Raw genomic sequence first — 16,583 nt, forward strand, 5'->3', positions numbered from 1 at the left:
GCTGGCCACATGGTCAATCTGACGCGTATCTACACCAGGACCGGCGACAAGGGCACCACCAGCCTCGGGGACATGAGCCGGGTGCCCAAGACGGACCTGCGGATCTCCGCCTACGCGGACGCCAACGAGGCGAACGCGGTGATCGGCACCGCGATCGCGCTGGGCGGCCTGGAGGCGGAGGTCGTCGCGGTCCTCACCCGCGTCCAGAACGACCTGTTCGACGTGGGTGCGGACCTGTCGACGCCGGTGGTGGACAACCCGGAGTTCCCGCCGCTGCGGGTGGAGCAGTTCTACGTCGACAAGCTGGAGGCGGACTGCGACCGGTTCAACGAGCGGCTGGAGAAGCTGCGCTCCTTCATCCTGCCCGGCGGCACCCCGGGCGCGGCCCTGCTGCACCAGGCCTGCACGGTCGTACGCCGGGCCGAGCGCGCCACCTGGACGGCCCTTGAGGCCCACGGCGAGACGATGAACCCGCTCACCGCGACCTACCTCAACCGGCTGTCCGATCTGCTGTTCATCCTGGCCAGGGTGGCGAACACGGAGACCGGCGACGTGCTGTGGGTGCCGGGCGGCGAGCGTTAGCGTGCGCGCTTGGGGAACAGCGTGTAGCTGAGCCCGATCAGCACGTTGATGCCGAGCACCGCGAGCAGCCGGAGCTGCCAGGCCCGCAGGGGGTCGGTGTTCCGGCCGTCGCCCACGTACCAGACGGCGGCCTGGAGCAGCGCGGCACCGACCACGCAGGCCAGGATCCAGCGGCCGGCGACCTTCCACTCGTGGACGGTGCGGGCGGTGCCGTGCTCCGGGCGCCGGGGCGGCGGGGGACCGCCGGCGAAGCGGTGGGCCACCCAGGCGTCCGCCCACTTGATCGTGGAGTGGCCGAGGCCGACGGTGAACCCGATGTAGACGGCGGCCAGCCCGTGGCGCCAGTCGGGTGCGGCCCCGTGCTTGAGGTCGACCGCGGTCACCACGAACAGCACGAGTTCCAGCAGCGGCTCGCACAGCAGCAGCGCGAGGCCGGTGCGGGGCATGCGCAGCGCGTAGCGGAAGGTCAGTCCGCCCGCCAGCAGGACCCAGAACGCCACCTCACAGGCGATGATCAGCCCGACGATCATGGTTCACTCCCCTCCTTCACCCCTCAAGCCTCCCGGCGGCCGGGGCGCGGATCATCGTCGGCGCGGGCGAACCGGGCGTAAGCGAAAGTTGCAGTCCAGGACCCTGCCCCGGGAGCACGCGGGCCGCCCGCGGGCCGTGTTGGATGGGGACATGACCCTCGCACTCCCCCGCCCCCACCGCGACGACATGCGGATCGCCGTGGGCGGACTGCTCGGCGGAGTGCTGCTGTGGGCGCTCGGCCTCCACCCGCGGGTGCCCACGGACCCGCTCGTGCTGTGGGCGGCGCCCTGGGCCCCGCTGGTGCCGCTGGCGGTGACGGTCGCGTGCGAGCCGCTGCGCCGCACCCGGCCCCGCACCGGTCTGCTGGTCGGCACGCTCGCGCTGGCCCTGGACACGGTGACCCTCGGCAACGTCGTCACCGTCGTGCTGTACACCGACCTGGTGTACGCGGCCGTCCTGTACGGCACCCCGGCCTCCGCCCGCCGTATCCCCTGGATCACCGGGATGCTGACGGTGCTCGGCGGGGTCGTACCGGCCGCCCTGTGGCGCGATCCGCAGGCACTGCTGATCGGTGTCGGCATCGGTGTGGTCGCGCTCGCGCCCGCCGCGACCGGCTCGCTGGTGCGCGACCACCGGGACGCGGCCGAGGCCGCCCGGCTGCGGGCGGAACAGACCGCGCTGCTCGCCGAGATGGACCGCACCCAGGCGGTGACCGCCGAACGGGCGCGGATGGCACGGGAGTTGCACGACATGGTGGCCAACCACCTGTCCGCGATCGCCATCCACTCCACGGCCGCGCTGTCCCTCGACGAGCCGCGGACCTCCCGGGACGCCCTGGCGGTGATCCGGGAGAACAGCGTGGCGGGGCTGGCCGAGATGCGGCGGCTGATCGGCATCCTGCGGGACAGCGGCGGTGATCTGGAGCCGGCCGCCACACCGACGCTCGACGGCCTCGCCGCCCTGGTCGGGGGCGCCCGCGCCAACGGTCTGGACGTGCGCCTGGACGCCGGGCACGGGCGGGTGCCGGCTCCGGTGGAGCTGGCCGCCTACCGGATCGTGCAGGAGTCGCTGACCAACGCGCTCAAGCACGCGGCGCCGGGCCCGGTCGGGGTCACCGTGCGGCAGGCCGACGGCACCCTGCACGTGGAGGTCACGAGCCCCTACCGGCCCGGTGACACCCCGCGCGCCCCCGGCTCGGGATCCGGGCTCACCGGGATGCGGGAACGGGCGGGCCTGCTCGGCGGCGGCTTCCTGGCCGGTCCCGAGAACGGCGTGTGGGCCGTACGCGCCCGGCTTCCGCTCACCAAAGGCACCGCAGACGAAGCAACCGAAGGAGAGCCCTCGTGATCCGTGTCCTGGTCGCCGAGGACCAGTCAGCCGTCCGCGCCGGGCTCGTCCTGATCCTGCGCAGCGCGCCCGACATCGAGGTGGCCGGGGAGGCGGCGGACGGGGAGCGGGCGGTGCAGCTGGCCCGGGAGCTGCGGCCGGACCTGGTGCTGATGGACGTGCAGATGCCGCGTCTGGACGGGGTGTCGGCGACCCGGCAGATCGTGGCGGAGGGGGTCGCGGACGTGCTCGTGCTGACCACCTTCGACCTGGACGAGTACGTGTTCGGGGCGCTGCGGGCCGGGGCGGCCGGGTTTCTGCTGAAGAACACCGAGGCGCGGGATCTGCTGGAGGCGGTGCGGACGGTGGCGCGCGGCGAGGGCGTCGTCGCGCCGGCGGTGACCCGGCGGCTGATCGCCGAGTTCGCGGCCGGTCCGGCACGGGAGACGAAGGCCGATCCGGCCGTGCTGGAACCGCTGACCCGGCGCGAACGGGAGGTGCTGTCCTGCGTCGGCCAGGGGTTGGCGAACGCCGAGATCGCCGAGCGGTTGCGGATGGCCGAGGGCACGGTGAAGACCCACGTCAGCCGGCTGCTGGCCAAGCTGGGGCTGCGCAGCCGGGTCCAAGCGGCCGTCCTCGCGCAGGAGTTGGGGATCTAGCGAGCCACCGGACAACTGGTCCAGACCTATTGACCTGTGGTCCAGACCTTTCTACTCTCGCAGCACCGTGGGCGTGGAGGCTCAGTCATGCCCACGCCGTCCCTGACACCCCTCCCTACCGAGGAGGCGCAGCATGCGCTTCAGACACAGAGCCGCGGCAGGCCTCGCCACCCTGCTGCTCCCCCTGGCCGGCCTCGTCGGCCTCGCGGGCCCCGCCCAGGCCGCGGCCGACACGACGGCGAGCTTCACCAAGACCAGCGACTGGGGAACCGGCTTCGGCGGCCAGTGGACCATCAAGAACAGCGGCACCAGCGGCATCAGTTCCTGGACCGTCGAGTGGGACTTCCCCTCCGGTACGTCCGTCACCTCCGCCTGGGACGCCGACGTCACCCACTCAGGGAACCACTGGACCGCCAAGAACAAGTCCTACAACGGCACCATCGCCCCCGGCGCCTCCGTCTCCTTCGGCTTCAACGGCTCGGGCCCCGGCTCCCCGTCCCACTGCACGCTGAACGGCGACAGCTGCGACGGTACGACGGCCCCCGGTGACGCCGCGCCCTCCGCGCCCGGCACCCCGGCCGCCTCGGACATCACCGACACCTCGGCGAAGCTGTCCTGGAGCGCGGCCACCGACGACAAGGGCGTGAAGAACTACGACGTCCTGCGCGACGGCAAGGTCGTCGGCACGGTGACGACGACCTCGTACACCGACAGCGGCCTGACCGCCGGCACCGACTACTCCTACACCGTGCAGGCCCGCGACACCGCCGACCAGACCGGCCCGGTCAGCGGCGCGGTCAAGGTGCACACCACCGGCGGCGGCACCACTCCCCCGCCCAGCGGCGACAAGGTCAAACTCGGCTACTTCACCGAGTGGGGCATCTACGGCCGCAACTACAACGTCAAGAACCTGGTGACCTCCGGCTCCGCCGCGAAGATCACACACATCAACTACGCCTTCGGCAACGTCACGGGCGGCCAGTGCGCCATCGGCGACTCCTACGCCGACTACGACAAGGCCTTCACCGCCGACCAGTCGGTGAGCGGCGTCGCCGACACCTGGGACCAGCCGCTGCGCGGCAACTTCAACCAGCTGCGAGAGCTGAAGGCCAAGTACCCGAACATCAAGGTCCTGTGGTCCTTCGGCGGCTGGACCTGGTCCGGCGGCTTCGCCCAGGCCGCGGCCAACCCGACCGCGTTCGCCCAGTCCTGCTACAACCTGGTCGAGGACCCGCGCTGGGCCGACGTCTTCGACGGCATCGACATCGACTGGGAGTACCCGAACGCCTGCGGCCTGTCCTGCGACACCAGCGGGGCGGCGGCCTTCAAGAACGTGCTGGCCGCACTGCGCGCCAAGTTCGGCTCCAAGGCCCTGGTCACCGCCGCGGTCACCGCCGACGGCTCCTCCGGCGGAAAGATCGAGGCCGCGGACTACGCCGGTGCCGCCCAGTACGCCGACTGGTACAACGTGATGTCGTACGACTTCTTCGGCGCCTGGGACGCGCAGGGCCCGACCGCCCCGCACTCCCCGCTCACCTCGTACAACGGCATCCCGAAGGCCGGCTTCGACACGGCCGACGCGATCGCCAAGTACAGGTCGGCCGGGGTCCCCGCCTCCAAGCTGCTCATCGGCATCGGCCTCTACGGCCGCGGCTGGACCGGCGTCACCCAGGACGCCCCGGGCGGCACGGCCACGGGTCCCGCGGCCGGCACCTACGAGCAGGGCATCGAGGACTACAAGGTCCTGAAGTCGTCCTGCCCGGTCACCGGCACCGTCGCGGGCACCGCGTACGCCCACTGCGGCAGCAACTGGTGGTCGTACGACACCCCGTCGACCATCGCCGGGAAGATGAGCTGGGCCAGGTCCCAGGGGCTCGGCGGCGCGTTCTTCTGGGAGTTCAGCGGCGACACCAGCAACGGTGAACTGGTGAACGCCATCAGCAGCAACCTGTAGAAGAGCCGCCGAGCGACGTTGACACTCCCCCGGACTCCGTCCGGGGGACCCCCACCCAGCGAGTGAAGGTGGCTACGCCACGTTCACTCGCTGTCCGGGCGGGGCTGCCTCCAGCCACGCGAGGAATCCGGTCAGCGCGTCTTCGCTCATGGCGAGTTCGAGGCGCGTGCCCCGATGGGTACAGGCGAGGACCACCGCGTCGGAGAGCAGCGCCAGTTCCTCCTCGCCCTCGGGCAGCCGGCGGCCGGCCACCTCGATGGCGGCGCGCTCCAGGGTGCGGCGCGGGCGGAAGGCGTAGGAGAAGACGCGGTACCACTCGATGCGGTCACCGTTGTAGCGGGCGACGCCGTAGGACCAGCCCTTGCCGTTGGCGTCCGGTTTCTCGGCCACGTCCCAGCGCAGGGAACAGTCGAAGGTCCCGCCGGAGCGCTGGATGAGTCTGCGGCGCAGGCCGAACAGAAACAGTCCCACCACCACGAGCGCGACCACGATCCCGCACACAGTCAGAGCGAGGACCATCGGCACCGACCTCCTCGTCTCCTAGGAACTGCTTCTGTGACTTCGTAATGAAACGGAAAAAACACCTACATCTGCCTCAGCCGCGACCGGCACCGGATTGCTCCGGGCCGGCCGCGGCTGAGTGACGTCATACCGCGCGCTGGACTCAGCGCGCCGCCGCCGCGCGGAGGCGGACGTCCGCGCGACGCTCGGCGGCGGCGTCGCCCTCCGCCTTCGCGCGCTCCAGCTCCCGCTCCGTGCGCTGGACATCGATCTCGTCCGACAGCTCGGCGATCTCGGCCAGCAGCGACAGCTTGTTGTCCGCGAACGAGATGAAACCGCCGTGCACCGCGGCGACGACCGTTCCACCGTCACTCGTCCGGATGGTCACCGGGCCCGACTCCAGCACACCGAGCAGCGGCTGGTGACCGGGCATGACGCCGATGTCGCCGGACGTGGTGCGCGCGACGACCAGGGTGGCCTCGCCGGACCAGACCTGGCGGTCGGCGGCGACCAGCTCGACGTGCAGCTCAGCAGCCAAGAGTGGCTCCTCGGGTCACCACCCGGCGGTTCTGCCGGGTGTTGGGGTCAATTCTAAAGGGCGTGGGAGAGGGGGCGGGACGGACCCGCCCCCTCACGACTCAGGCAGGTGCCTGGAGTCAGGAGACGCCCAGCTCCTTGGCGTTGTTCTTCAGGTCCTCAAGACCACCGCACATGAAGAACGCCTGCTCCGGGAAGTGGTCGTACTCGCCGTCGCAGATGGCGTTGAACGCCGCGATCGACTCGTCGAGCGGCACGTCCGAGCCGTCCACGCCGGTGAACTGCTTGGCGACGTGGGTGTTCTGGGACAGGAAGCGCTCCACACGACGGGCACGGTGGACGACGAGCTTGTCCTCCTCGCCGAGCTCGTCGATACCGAGGATCGCGATGATGTCCTGGAGGTCCTTGTACTTCTGGAGGATCGTCTTCACGCGCATGGCCGCGTTGTAGTGATCCGCCGCGATGTAGCGCGGGTCCAGGATGCGGGACGTGGAGTCCAGCGGGTCCACGGCCGGGTAGATGCCCTTCTCGGAGATCGGACGGGACAGAACCGTCGTCGCGTCGAGGTGGGCGAACGTGGTGGCCGGGGCCGGGTCGGTCAGGTCGTCCGCGGGGACGTAGATCGCCTGCATCGAGGTGATCGAGTGACCGCGGGTCGACGTGATGCGCTCCTGCAGGAGGCCCATCTCGTCGGCCAGGTTCGGCTGGTAACCCACCGCGGACGGCATACGGCCGAGCAGCGTGGAGACCTCGGAACCGGCCTGCGTGAAGCGGAAGATGTTGTCGATGAAGAACAGCACGTCCTGCTTCTGGACGTCACGGAAGTACTCGGCCATGGTGAGGCCGGCCAGCGCGACGCGCAGACGGGTGCCCGGGGGCTCGTCCATCTGACCGAAGACCAGCGCGGTCTTGTCGATGACGCCGGAGTCCGACATCTCCTCGATCAGGTCGTTGCCCTCACGGGTGCGCTCACCGACACCGGCGAACACGGAGACACCGTCGTGGTTGTTGGCGACACGGTAGATCATCTCCTGGATGAGCACCGTCTTGCCGACGCCGGCGCCGCCGAACAGGCCGATCTTGCCGCCCTTGACGTACGGGGTCAGCAGGTCGATGACCTTGACGCCGGTCTCGAACATCTCGGTCTTCGACTCGAGCTCGTCGAAGTTCGGCGCCTTGCGGTGGATGCCCCAGCGCTCGCCCTCGTACTGCTCGTCGACGTTCAGCACCTCACCGAGGGTGTTGAACACCTTGCCCTTGGTGAAGTCGCCGACGGGCACCGTGATGGAGTTGCCGGTGTCCGTCACCGCGGCCTGGCGGACCAGACCGTCGGTCGGCTGCATGGAGATGGTGCGGACCAGGCCGTCACCCAGGTGCTGGGCGACCTCCAGGGTCAGCGTCTTCTTCTCGCCCGCGTTCGCCGGGTCGGCGACCTCGACGTGCAGGGCGTTGTAGATCTCCGGCATCGCGTCGACGGGGAACTCCACGTCGACGACCGGGCCGATGACCCGGGCGACGCGGCCCGTAGCCGTCGCGGTCTCAACAGTGGTGGTCATTATCGGTCACTCCCCGCGGTCGCGTCGGCCAGGGCGCTCGCGCCACCGACGATCTCGCTGATTTCCTGGGTGATTTCGGCCTGGCGGGCCGCGTTGGCAAGACGGGAGAGCGTGTTGATCAGCTCGCCCGCGTTGTCGGTGGCCGACTTCATCGCGCGCCGCGTGGCGGCGTGCTTCGAAGCGGCCGACTGGAGCAGCGCGTTGTAGATCCGGCTCTCCACATAGCGCGGCAGCAGGGCGTCGAGGACGTCCTCCGCCGACGGCTCGAAGTCGTACAGCGGGAGGATCTCACCCTTGGGGTGAACCTCCTCGGCGACCTCTTCGAGGCGCAGCGGCAGCAGCCGGGCGTCCAGCGCCGTCTGCGTCATCATCGAGACGAACTCGGTGAAGACGATGTGGAGTTCATCCACACCACCCTCGGCCGTGTCCTTCTCGATCGCCTCGATCAGGGGCGCCGCGACCTTCTTGGCGTCCGCGTACGACGGCTCGTCGGTGAAGCCCGTGAACGACTCCGCGATCTTGCGCTCGCGGAAGTTGTAGTGGGCGACACCGCGGCGGCCGACGATGTACGTGTCGACCTGCTTACCGTCGCGCTCCAGGCGCTCGGTCAGCTGCTCCGCCGTCTTGATGGCGTTGGAGTTGAAGGCGCCGGCCAGGCCGCGGTCGCTCGTGAGGAGCAGGACCGCGGCACGGGTCGGGTTCTCCGTCTCCGTGGTGAGCGGGTGCTTGGTGTTCGAACCGGTGCCGACCGCCGTGACCGCGCGCGTCAGCTCGGTCGCGTAGGGCGTGGAGGCCGCCACCTTGCGCTGCGCCTTGACGACGCGCGAGGCGGCGATCATCTCCATCGCCTTGGTGATCTTCTTGGTCGCGCTGACGGATCGGATGCGACGCTTGTAGACCCGGAGCTGGGCTCCCATGAGTCAGGTCCCTTCCTTACGTCACTTGGCGGCAGCGGCAGGAACGTCCTCGCCGAGCAGCTTGCCGTCCGAGGTCTCGAACTGCTTCTTGAACTCGGCCACCGCGTCGTCGATCGCCTGGATCGTGTCGTTCGACATCTTCGCGCCCTCCTTGATGGAGGTCATCAGGCCCTGGTGCTTCCGGTGCAGGAAGTCGATCAGTTCCTTCTCGAAGCGGCGGATGTCGGCGACCGGCACGTCGTCCATGCGGCCGTTGGTGCCGGCCCAGACGGAGACGACCTGGTCCTCGGTGGCCATCGGCTGGTACTGGTCCTGCTTGAGCAGCTCGACCATGCGCGAACCGCGCTCCAGCTGGGCCTTGGAGGCCGCGTCCAGGTCGGAACCGAAGGCGGCGAACGCCTCCAGCTCACGGAACTGGGCGAGGTCCACACGCAGGCGGCCGGAGACCTGGCGCATCGCCTTGTGCTGGGCGGAACCACCGACTCGGGAGACGGAGATACCGACGTTCAGCGCGGGACGCTGACCGGCGTTGAACAGGTCCGACTCCAGGAAGCACTGGCCGTCGGTGATGGAGATGACGTTGGTCGGGATGAACGCCGAGACGTCGTTGGCCTTGGTCTCGACGATCGGCAGACCGGTCATCGAACCGGCACCCATGTCGTCGGAGAGCTTGGCGCAGCGCTCCAGCAGCCGGGAGTGCAGGTAGAAGACGTCACCCGGGTAGGCCTCACGGCCCGGCGGGCGGCGCAGCAGCAGGGACACGGCGCGGTAGGCGTCGGCCTGCTTCGACAGGTCGTCGAAGATGATGAGGACGTGCTTGCCCTCGTACATCCACTGCTGACCGATGGCCGAACCGGTGTACGGCGCCAGGTACTTGAAGCCGGCCGGGTCGGACGCCGGGGCGGCGACGATGGTCGTGTACTCCAGGGCGCCGTTCTCCTCCAGCGCGCGGCGCACGCCGGCGATGGTGGAGCCCTTCTGGCCGATGGCGACGTAGATGCAGCGGACCTGCTTCTTCGGGTCGCCGGTGCGCCAGTTGTCGCGCTGGTTGATGATCGTGTCGACGGCCAGGGCGGTCTTGCCGGTCTGGCGGTCACCGATGATCAGCTGACGCTGACCACGGCCGATCGGGGTCATCGCGTCGACGGCCTTGTAGCCGGTCTCCATCGGCTCGTGCACCGACTTGCGCTGCATGACCGTGGGGGCCTGCAGCTCGAGGGCGCGGCGGCCGGACGTCTCGATCTCGCCGAGGCCGTCGATCGGGTTGCCGAGCGGGTCGACGACACGGCCGAGGTAGCCCTCGCCGACCGCGACGGAGAGGACCTCACCGGTGCGCTGCACCGGCTGACCCTCCTCGATGCCGCTGAACTCACCGAGGACGATGGCACCGATCTCGCGCTCCTCGAGGTTGAGGGCGAGGCCGAGGGTGCCGTCCTCGAACTTCAGCAGTTCGTTGGCCATGGCCGAGGGAAGACCCTCGATCTTCGCGATGCCGTCGCCGGCAAGGGTGACCGTACCGACCTCCTCGCGCGAGGCCGCGTCCGGCTTGTACGACTGGACAAAGTTCTCCAGCGCGTCCCGGATCTCCTCCGGCCGGATCGTGAGCTCCGCCATCTGGGTTCCCTGCTCTCCTTGTTGGGCCCGAAGTTTCACTTGGGGGGGATGGGGACTCCCCCCTGTAAGAGGTGAATCCTCTGCACGGCCCAACCAGGGCCGTAATTACGTACTGCTTTTCTCGAACGGTCGAGTTACTGCTAGCTCGCCATGCGGCGGGCGGCGTCGTCCAAACGGTCCGCGAGGGAGCCGTTGATGACCTCGTCGCCGACCTGTACCCGGATCCCGCCGATCACGTCGGGGTCCACGTCCAGGTTGAGGTGCATCCGGCGGCCGTAGAGCTTCGCGAGGGCGTCACCCAGGCGCTGCTTCTGCGGGTCACTCAGCGGCACCGCCGAGGTGACGATCGCCACCAGACGGTCCCGGCGCTCGGCGGCGAGCTTGGACAGGGACTCCAGTCCCGCTTCCAGGCTACGTCCCCGCGGCGCGGTCACGAGGCGCGCGACCAGACGCTCGGTGGCGGGCTTGGCCCGTCCGCCCAGCAGCTGGTGCAGCAGCTCGGTCTTGGCCTGGCCGCCGGCGGCGCGGTCGGTGAGCGCGGCGCGCAGCTCGGTGTTCGAGGCGACGATCCGGCCGAACCGGAACAGCTCGTCCTCGACGTCGTCGAGCGTGCCCGTCTTCTCCGCGGCGGTGAGGTCGGCGATGCTCGCCAGCTCCTCCAGCGCGTCGACCAGGTCGCGGGACTGCGACCAGCGCGTGCGTGCCATGCCGGCCACCAGGTCGGCGGTGGCACCGCTGACCTGTCCACCGATCAGACGCTCCACCAGCTGCGCCTTGGCCTCTGCGGGCTGCGCCGGGTCGGTGAGGACCCGGCGCAGGCCGGCCTCGCGGTCGAGCAGCGCGGTGACGGCCGCCAGCTCGTCGGCGAGCGACACGGCGTCCACGGACGTGGAGTCCGTCAGCGCGTCGAGACGCTCCCGTGCGGCTGCCAGGGCCTCGCGGCTCGCTCCGTTCATCGCGTGGCCTCGGCCTTCTCCTCGAGCTCGTCGAGGAAGCGGTCGATCACACGGCTCTGCCGGGCGTGGTCCTCAAGGGACTCGCCGACGAGCTTGCCGGCCAGTTCGGTGGCGAGCTTGCCGACGTCCTGACGCAGTGCGGACGCGGCGACCTTGCGGTCGGCCTCGATCTGGGCGTGACCGGCGGTGACGATCTCCTCGCGCTGCCGCTGGCCCTCGGCCCGCATCTCGGCGATGAGCGCGGCACCCTGCTCCTGCGCCTCCTGGCGCAGACGCGCGGCCTCGTGCCGTGCCTCGGCGAGCTGGGCCTTGTACTGCTCCAGGACGCCCTGGGCCTCGACCTTCATGCGCTCGGCTTCTTCGATGCCGCCTTCGATGTGTTCGCGGCGCTCCTCCAGAACCTTGTTGATGTTCGGAAGCAGCTTCTTCCAGAAGAAGAAGAACACGATGGCGAAGGCGATGGTGCCGACGAGCAGCTCGGGACCGGCCGGGATGAGCGGGTTCTGCTCGGTCTCCTCGGCCGCCAGCTGTGCCAGGTTGGCGATCACATCAGTGCCTTTCGTCGAAACGTGTCGGTGGGTGGTTGATTACCGACCGAACACGAACGGCATAACGATGCCGATGAGGGCGAGCGCCTCACAGAACGCGAAGCCCAGGATCTGGTTGGCACGGATCAGACCGGCCGCCTCGGGCTGACGGGCCAGCGCCTGGGTGCCGTTACCGAAGATGATGCCGACGCCGATGCCGGGGCCGATCGCGGCGAGACCGTAGCCGATGGAGCCGAGGGAACCGTGGACACCAGCGGTGGCGGCAAGGGTCTGGAGAGCGGACATGCCGGTTCTTCCTTCTCTTTACTGGACCGGTGGGGGTTGGCCACCGGACGTCTGGGGGTTGGCGGGGTGGTACGGCTCAGTGGTGCTCGGCGAGAGCGCCCTGAATGTAGGAGCAGGCCAGCAGCACGAAGACGTATGCCTGGACGGCCTGGACGAAGAGCTCGAAGAGGATCATGGCCATCGTCATCACGAAGGAGACGCCGGCGCCCACGATCAGCCAGCTGTTCAGGAGGTACCAGGAGGCCACGGTGAACATGACCAGCATCAGGTGACCGGCGAACATGTTGGCGAAGAGTCGCACCGCGTGCGTGAACGGCCGGACCAGCAGGTTCGAGAAGAACTCGATGACCATGACGAGCGGCAGCACGCCGCCCAGCGACTTGTCGTAGCCCGTGACGTTCTTGAAGAAGCCGACGAAGCCGTGCTTCTTGAAGGTGAGCACGACCCAGGTGACGTAGACGAGCGCAGCCAGCACCGCCGGGAAGGCGATGACCGAGGCCACCGGGAACTGGGCCAGCGGGATCACGGACCAGATGTTCATGATCCAGATGAAGAAGAACAGCGAGACCATGAGCGGGACGTACTTCTCGCCCTCCCGCTTGCCGAGGGTCTCGTACACGATGCCGCGGCGCACGAAGTCGTAGCCGGCCTCGCCGATCATCTGCAGCTTGCCCGGGACGACCTTGGCCTTGCCGAAGGCGGCCCAGAAGAAGCCGATGACGAGCACGGTGGTGATGAGCGCGAGCAGCATCACCTTGTTGAACTCGAAGCCGCCGACCGTGACCAATGGCTTGAAGAGGAAGGACTGCAGGCCCGGGGCCGGGAAACCGCACCCGTTGTCGGACATGATCCGACAACTCCAGTCGAAGGCGAGCTGGGTCTGGTCAGCACTCACCGCGGGCTCCTTCGGCATGACGCATGGGTACGGCAACCTCGTTGTGTCGGCGCGGCACACGGCCGCGGATCGGCACCGGACTGGTGTTACGGATGTGGGGGCGGCTGGGGGGCATCGAGCCTCGCGATCGAGCAGGCGTCAGCTCAGATGCCCGCGCCCGCGATGCCGCAGTTGGCACCGGACGATAGCAGGAGATCTCACAAGCCTTTATCCCGCCCCTACCCCTCACGACGACGGCCCTGTCTTCTCGGGCTTCTCGCTCTTCTCCGAGTCCGGATCGATGTAGAAGATCTTGGCCTTCAGATGCGCACGAGCCTGCGCGGCCATCCATACGACGGTCGCGACGACGAGCGACACGGCGAACGTCTTCGGATTGAAGAGAGAGGTGTCCTTGAAGACGGCGACGAAGATCAGGAGGAGCAGCAGCTGGGCGACGTAGAGCATCAGCCCCATCATCTGGAACAGCTGCGGGAGCGTTTTTGCCGTCCACTGCAGCACGTACAGGCCGATACCCATGAACAGGATGGCCAGCACCGTGCCGACGGCCGCGCCGAGCGCACCCTTGCCCCCCGCGACCGCGGCGCTCACGGCGACGGCGATCGCACCCGCAGCCGCTGTGGGCACAGCGATCTGCAGAAGGTTCCGGGCGTCTTTGGACGGCATGGCGGCAACTCCGCTTTCACAAGGGGGCAGGGTGTCGTCATGGACGAGCGTAGTCCCGGGCTGAGTGATCGAGACCTCACACCAATGGACCGTCGCACTCAGATCCTTCGGCTCTATCCGGGGTTCTCGTGAACCGTATCACAAACTATTTGATGAGGTCTTTACCTGCTAGGTGTGCTTGCTGTCACACATGAGAGTGACAGTGCCCGTCTGTGCAAAAACCGCGCCCACTTGTCTGGTATTGGGAGCTTTGCACCCCCACGAGTTGGCAATGCTCTCGTCAGATTCTTACCTTGACCGGCTTAGCCGCGATCAAGGAAACGCGATCGGGGGCCGATGGCGGTCGCTCCGTTGACGCCCGCCACTCCGGCGGTGACAGGGGCCCGTTCCCCGGTCTCCCGCGCCACCTCCGGCGCAGCCGCCTCCGCGGCCACGGCGGCGCCCTGCACGGCAGCGCGCCGGCGGCGGTAGCGCGGCGGCACGAACCGCTGCGCCCACACCGGCACACGCGGGGTGAAGCGCGGGAGCAGCAGCAGGATCAGACCGATCGCGCTGAGGAACACCACACCGAGCACGATCCACATCGACGCGGAGTTGACCGAGTACGCCAGCGTCCCGAAGGCGATCAGCGCCGACCAGAAGTACATGATCAGCACGGCCCGGCTGTGCGAGTGGCCGATCTCCAGCAGGCGGTGGTGCAGATGCCCGCGGTCCGCGGCGAACGGCGACTGGCCGCGCCAGGTACGGCGGACGATCGCCAGGACCAGGTCCGCCGCGGGCACCGCGATGATCGTCAGCGGGAGCAGCAGCGGGATGTACACCGGCACCGTCTGGTGCACCGCGGCCTTCTCCGAACCCGCGTACAGGTTCAGCGCGTCCGGGTCGAGCTGGCCGGTGATCGAGATCGCGCCGGCGGCCAGCACCAGGCCGATCAGCATGGAGCCGGAGTCGCCCATGAAGATCCGCGCGGGATGCATGTTGTGGGGCAGGAAGCCCAGGCACATGCCCATCAGGATGGCCGCGAACAGCGTGGCGGGGGCGGCGGCCTCGATGCCGTACGACACCCAGACGCGGTAGGCGTACAGGAAGAACGCGGCCGCGGCGATGCAGACCATGCCGGCCGCGAGACCGTCGAGGCCGTCCACGAAGTTCACCGCGTTGATCGTGATGACGACGAGCGCGACGGTCAGCAGCGTGCCCTGCCACTGGGTCAGCGCCACGTTGCCGACGCCGGGGATGGGCAGCCACAGGATCGTCAGACCCTGGACGACCATCACACCCGCGGCGATCATCTGGCCGCCCAGCTTGATCAGCGCGTCGATCTCGAACTTGTCGTCCAGGACGCCGATCAGCCAGATCAGGGCCGCGCCGGAGAGCAGCGCCCGCGGCTCGTTCGACTTCGCGAAGACCTCGTTGAGGTTGGTCAGGTGGTCCGCGACCAGCAGGCCCGCGCACAGGCCGAAGAACATGGCGATACCGCCGAGGCGCGGAGTGGGTTCCCGGTGCACGTCACGCGCCCGGATCTCCGGCATCGCCCCGGCCACGATCGCGAACTTGCGTACCGGCCCTGTCAGCAGATACGTCACCGCGGCCGTGACACAGAGCGTCAGCAGGTATTCACGCACGGGCTTCCCCACAGGTCTCGCTGGCCATCACAGCCCCACACCCTAGCGATGCACGTATACGGATGGGGACTTCCGGGTAGCCACGATGGTTGCACGGGCGGCTGTGGACCACGGCCCACATCCGGATGTACGAGACCCGCCTACCCCCGTTCAGCCCGGATACGGCGGAAAACCGGCGGTCAGCGCGCGCACCTCGTCCCGCGCCGGGGCCGGGTCGCTCTCGCCGCGCAGCACGGCCGCCATCAGCGCCGCGATCCGCACCATCTCCGCCTCCCCCATGCCCTGCGTGGTCACCGCCGCCGTGCCCAGCCGCAGCCCGCGGCCGTCGCCGTGCGGCAGCGCACAGCAGTCCAGTACGATCCCGGCGGCGGCGAGCCGGCCGCGTGCCGTGCGGCCGTCCACGCCGAGCGGGGCGGGGTCGGCGGTGATCAGGTGGGTGTCCGTGCCGCCGGTGATGACGGCGAGGCCCTCGGCGGCCAGGTGACCGGCCAGCACCCGCGCGTTCGCGACCACCTGATGGGCGTACGCGGCGAACGCCGGGGTTGCCGCCTCGCCGAACGCGACGGCCTTCGCGGCGATGGTGTGCATCTGCGCACCGCCCTGGGTGAACGGGAACACCGCCCGGTCGACGCGCTCGGCCAGATCGCTCCCGCACAGGATCATCCCGCCGCGCGGCCCGCGCAGCACCTTGTGCGTGGTCGCGCACACGATGTCGGCGTACGGCACCGGATTCGGCGCCGCTCCGCCGGCGACCAGCCCGATCGGATGGGCGGCATCCGCGATCAGGTAGGCCCCGACCTCGTCGGCGACCTCGCGGAAGAAGGCGTAGTCGAAGTGCCGGGGATAGGCGATGGAGCCGCAGACGATCGCCTTGGGCCGGTGGCCCAGGGCCAGGTGCCGCACCTGGTCGTGGTCGACGAGCCCGGTCTCGGCGTCCACCCCGTACCCCACGAAGTCGAACCAGCGGCCGGAGAAGTTCGCGGGCGAGCCGTGGGTGAGGTGGCCGCCGTAGGGCAGGCCGAGGGCGAGGACGGTGTCCCCGGGGCGCAGCAGGGCCGCGTAGGCGGCCAGGACGGCCGAAGAGCCCGAGTGGGACTGGACGTTGGCGTGTTCGGCGCCGAAGAGTTCCCTGGCCCGGTCGATGGCGGCGCGTTCGGCGACGTCGACGATCTCGCAGCCGCCGTGGTGCCGGGCGCCGGGGTAGCCCTCGGCGTACTTGTTGGCGAGCGGCGACCCGAGGGCGGCGAGCACGGCCGGGGAGCAGAAGTTCTCGGCGGCGATCAGCTGCAGCGTGGTCGACTGCCGGTCGCGTTCCGCGAGCAGGAGCTCGGCCATCGCCGGGTCCTGCCGCCGCAGGACGTCGGTCTCGAGGGTAGGGGTGACCGACATGACGGGCTCCCGGACGGTCGGTGGTGACGTGTTCCCAATGTAGGC

At 69.3% G+C, this 16,583-nt stretch carries 17 protein-coding genes; 4 read left to right on the forward strand and 13 right to left on the reverse strand.

The window, feature by feature from the left end; all coding sequences use genetic code 11:
• The first annotated feature begins 9 nt into the window (after nt 1–9).
• The gene (locus IO33_RS0133130; protein WP_031171899.1) at nt 10–582 is read left to right on the forward strand and encodes a cob(I)yrinic acid a,c-diamide adenosyltransferase; all 573 of its coding nucleotides are present in this window, start codon (nt 10–12) and stop codon (nt 580–582) included.
• Here the strand turns inward: IO33_RS0133130 and IO33_RS0133135 are convergent.
• Nucleotides 579–1,112 carry a hypothetical protein gene (locus IO33_RS0133135; protein WP_031171901.1) on the reverse strand — a complete coding sequence of 178 codons (534 nt, stop codon included), beginning with the start codon at nt 1,110–1,112 and terminating at the stop codon, nt 579–581. The two genes, IO33_RS0133130 and IO33_RS0133135, sit on opposite strands and share 4 nt — an antisense overlap.
• 151 nt (nt 1,113–1,263) lie before the next feature.
• On the opposite strand from IO33_RS0133135, the gene IO33_RS0133140 reads away from it, so the two are divergent.
• The 3 genes from IO33_RS0133140 (at nt 1,264) to IO33_RS0133150 (ending at nt 5,052) form a co-directional block, all read left to right on the forward strand.
• Entirely contained in the window at nt 1,264–2,460 is a 1,197-nt protein-coding gene (locus IO33_RS0133140) for a sensor histidine kinase (RefSeq protein WP_031171903.1), read from the forward strand.
• Entirely contained in the window at nt 2,457–3,098 is a 642-nt protein-coding gene (locus tag IO33_RS0133145; protein WP_031171904.1) for a response regulator, read from the forward strand. Before IO33_RS0133140 ends, IO33_RS0133145 begins: the two co-directional genes overlap by 4 nt.
• Nucleotides 3,099–3,231: 133 nt before the next feature.
• Entirely contained in the window at nt 3,232–5,052 is a 1,821-nt protein-coding gene (locus IO33_RS0133150) for a glycoside hydrolase family 18 chitinase (RefSeq protein ID WP_031171906.1), read from the forward strand.
• A gap of 72 nt (nt 5,053–5,124) precedes the next feature.
• Here IO33_RS0133150 and IO33_RS0133155 read toward each other — a convergent pair whose 3' ends face one another.
• The 12 genes from IO33_RS0133155 to IO33_RS0133210 all read right to left on the reverse strand — a co-directional run bounded on the left by IO33_RS0133155 (nt 5,125) and on the right by IO33_RS0133210 (nt 16,538).
• Nucleotides 5,125–5,571 carry a DUF2550 domain-containing protein gene (locus IO33_RS0133155; RefSeq protein ID WP_031171908.1) on the reverse strand — a complete coding sequence of 149 codons (447 nt, stop codon included), beginning with the start codon at nt 5,569–5,571 and terminating at the stop codon, nt 5,125–5,127.
• A 145-nt stretch (nt 5,572–5,716) separates the two neighbouring features.
• Nucleotides 5,717–6,091, reverse strand: a complete 375-nt coding sequence (locus tag IO33_RS0133160; protein ID WP_031171909.1) for a F0F1 ATP synthase subunit epsilon — start codon at nt 6,089–6,091, stop codon at nt 5,717–5,719.
• Between the two features lie 118 nt (nt 6,092–6,209).
• Nucleotides 6,210–7,646 (reverse strand): F0F1 ATP synthase subunit beta, encoded by a 1,437-nt coding sequence (gene atpD, locus IO33_RS0133165; protein ID WP_031171911.1) that lies wholly within the window; start codon nt 7,644–7,646, stop codon nt 6,210–6,212.
• On the reverse strand, nt 7,646–8,563 hold the full coding sequence (locus tag IO33_RS0133170; RefSeq protein WP_031171913.1) for a F0F1 ATP synthase subunit gamma: 918 nt from the start codon (nt 8,561–8,563) through the stop codon (nt 7,646–7,648). The genes atpD and IO33_RS0133170 overlap by 1 nt, the downstream gene beginning before the upstream one ends.
• 21 nt (nt 8,564–8,584) lie before the next feature.
• Nucleotides 8,585–10,177, reverse strand: a complete 1,593-nt coding sequence (gene atpA, locus IO33_RS0133175; RefSeq protein ID WP_031171915.1) for a F0F1 ATP synthase subunit alpha — start codon at nt 10,175–10,177, stop codon at nt 8,585–8,587.
• 140 nt (nt 10,178–10,317) lie between these two features.
• The gene (locus tag IO33_RS0133180; RefSeq protein WP_031171917.1) at nt 10,318–11,133 is read right to left on the reverse strand and encodes a F0F1 ATP synthase subunit delta; all 816 of its coding nucleotides are present in this window, start codon (nt 11,131–11,133) and stop codon (nt 10,318–10,320) included.
• Nucleotides 11,130–11,681: a F0F1 ATP synthase subunit B gene (locus tag IO33_RS0133185; RefSeq protein ID WP_031171919.1), complete on the reverse strand. Its 552-nt coding sequence runs from the start codon at nt 11,679–11,681 to the stop codon at nt 11,130–11,132. The genes IO33_RS0133180 and IO33_RS0133185 overlap by 4 nt, the downstream gene beginning before the upstream one ends.
• Before the next feature lie 39 nt (nt 11,682–11,720).
• Nucleotides 11,721–11,966 (reverse strand): ATP synthase F0 subunit C, encoded by a 246-nt coding sequence (gene atpE, locus IO33_RS0133190; protein ID WP_031171923.1) that lies wholly within the window; start codon nt 11,964–11,966, stop codon nt 11,721–11,723.
• A gap of 76 nt (nt 11,967–12,042) precedes the next feature.
• Complete coding sequence (gene atpB / locus IO33_RS0133195) at nt 12,043–12,879, reverse strand: F0F1 ATP synthase subunit A (protein ID WP_483414657.1); 837 nt, start codon at nt 12,877–12,879, stop codon at nt 12,043–12,045.
• 207 nt (nt 12,880–13,086) lie between these two features.
• Nucleotides 13,087–13,524: a Cg1360 family ATP-synthase-associated protein gene (locus IO33_RS0133200; RefSeq protein WP_031171928.1), complete on the reverse strand. Its 438-nt coding sequence runs from the start codon at nt 13,522–13,524 to the stop codon at nt 13,087–13,089.
• 302 nt (nt 13,525–13,826) lie between these two features.
• Nucleotides 13,827–15,149 carry an MraY family glycosyltransferase gene (locus IO33_RS0133205; RefSeq protein WP_031171930.1) on the reverse strand — a complete coding sequence of 441 codons (1,323 nt, stop codon included), beginning with the start codon at nt 15,147–15,149 and terminating at the stop codon, nt 13,827–13,829.
• Between the two features lie 150 nt (nt 15,150–15,299).
• Nucleotides 15,300–16,538 carry a serine hydroxymethyltransferase gene (locus IO33_RS0133210; protein WP_031171932.1) on the reverse strand — a complete coding sequence of 413 codons (1,239 nt, stop codon included), beginning with the start codon at nt 16,536–16,538 and terminating at the stop codon, nt 15,300–15,302.
• Between the last annotated feature and the right edge of the window lie 45 nt (nt 16,539–16,583).

This window comes from Streptomyces durhamensis, from assembly GCF_000725475.1.
GTDB lineage: Bacteria > Actinomycetota > Actinomycetes > Streptomycetales > Streptomycetaceae > Streptomyces > Streptomyces filipinensis.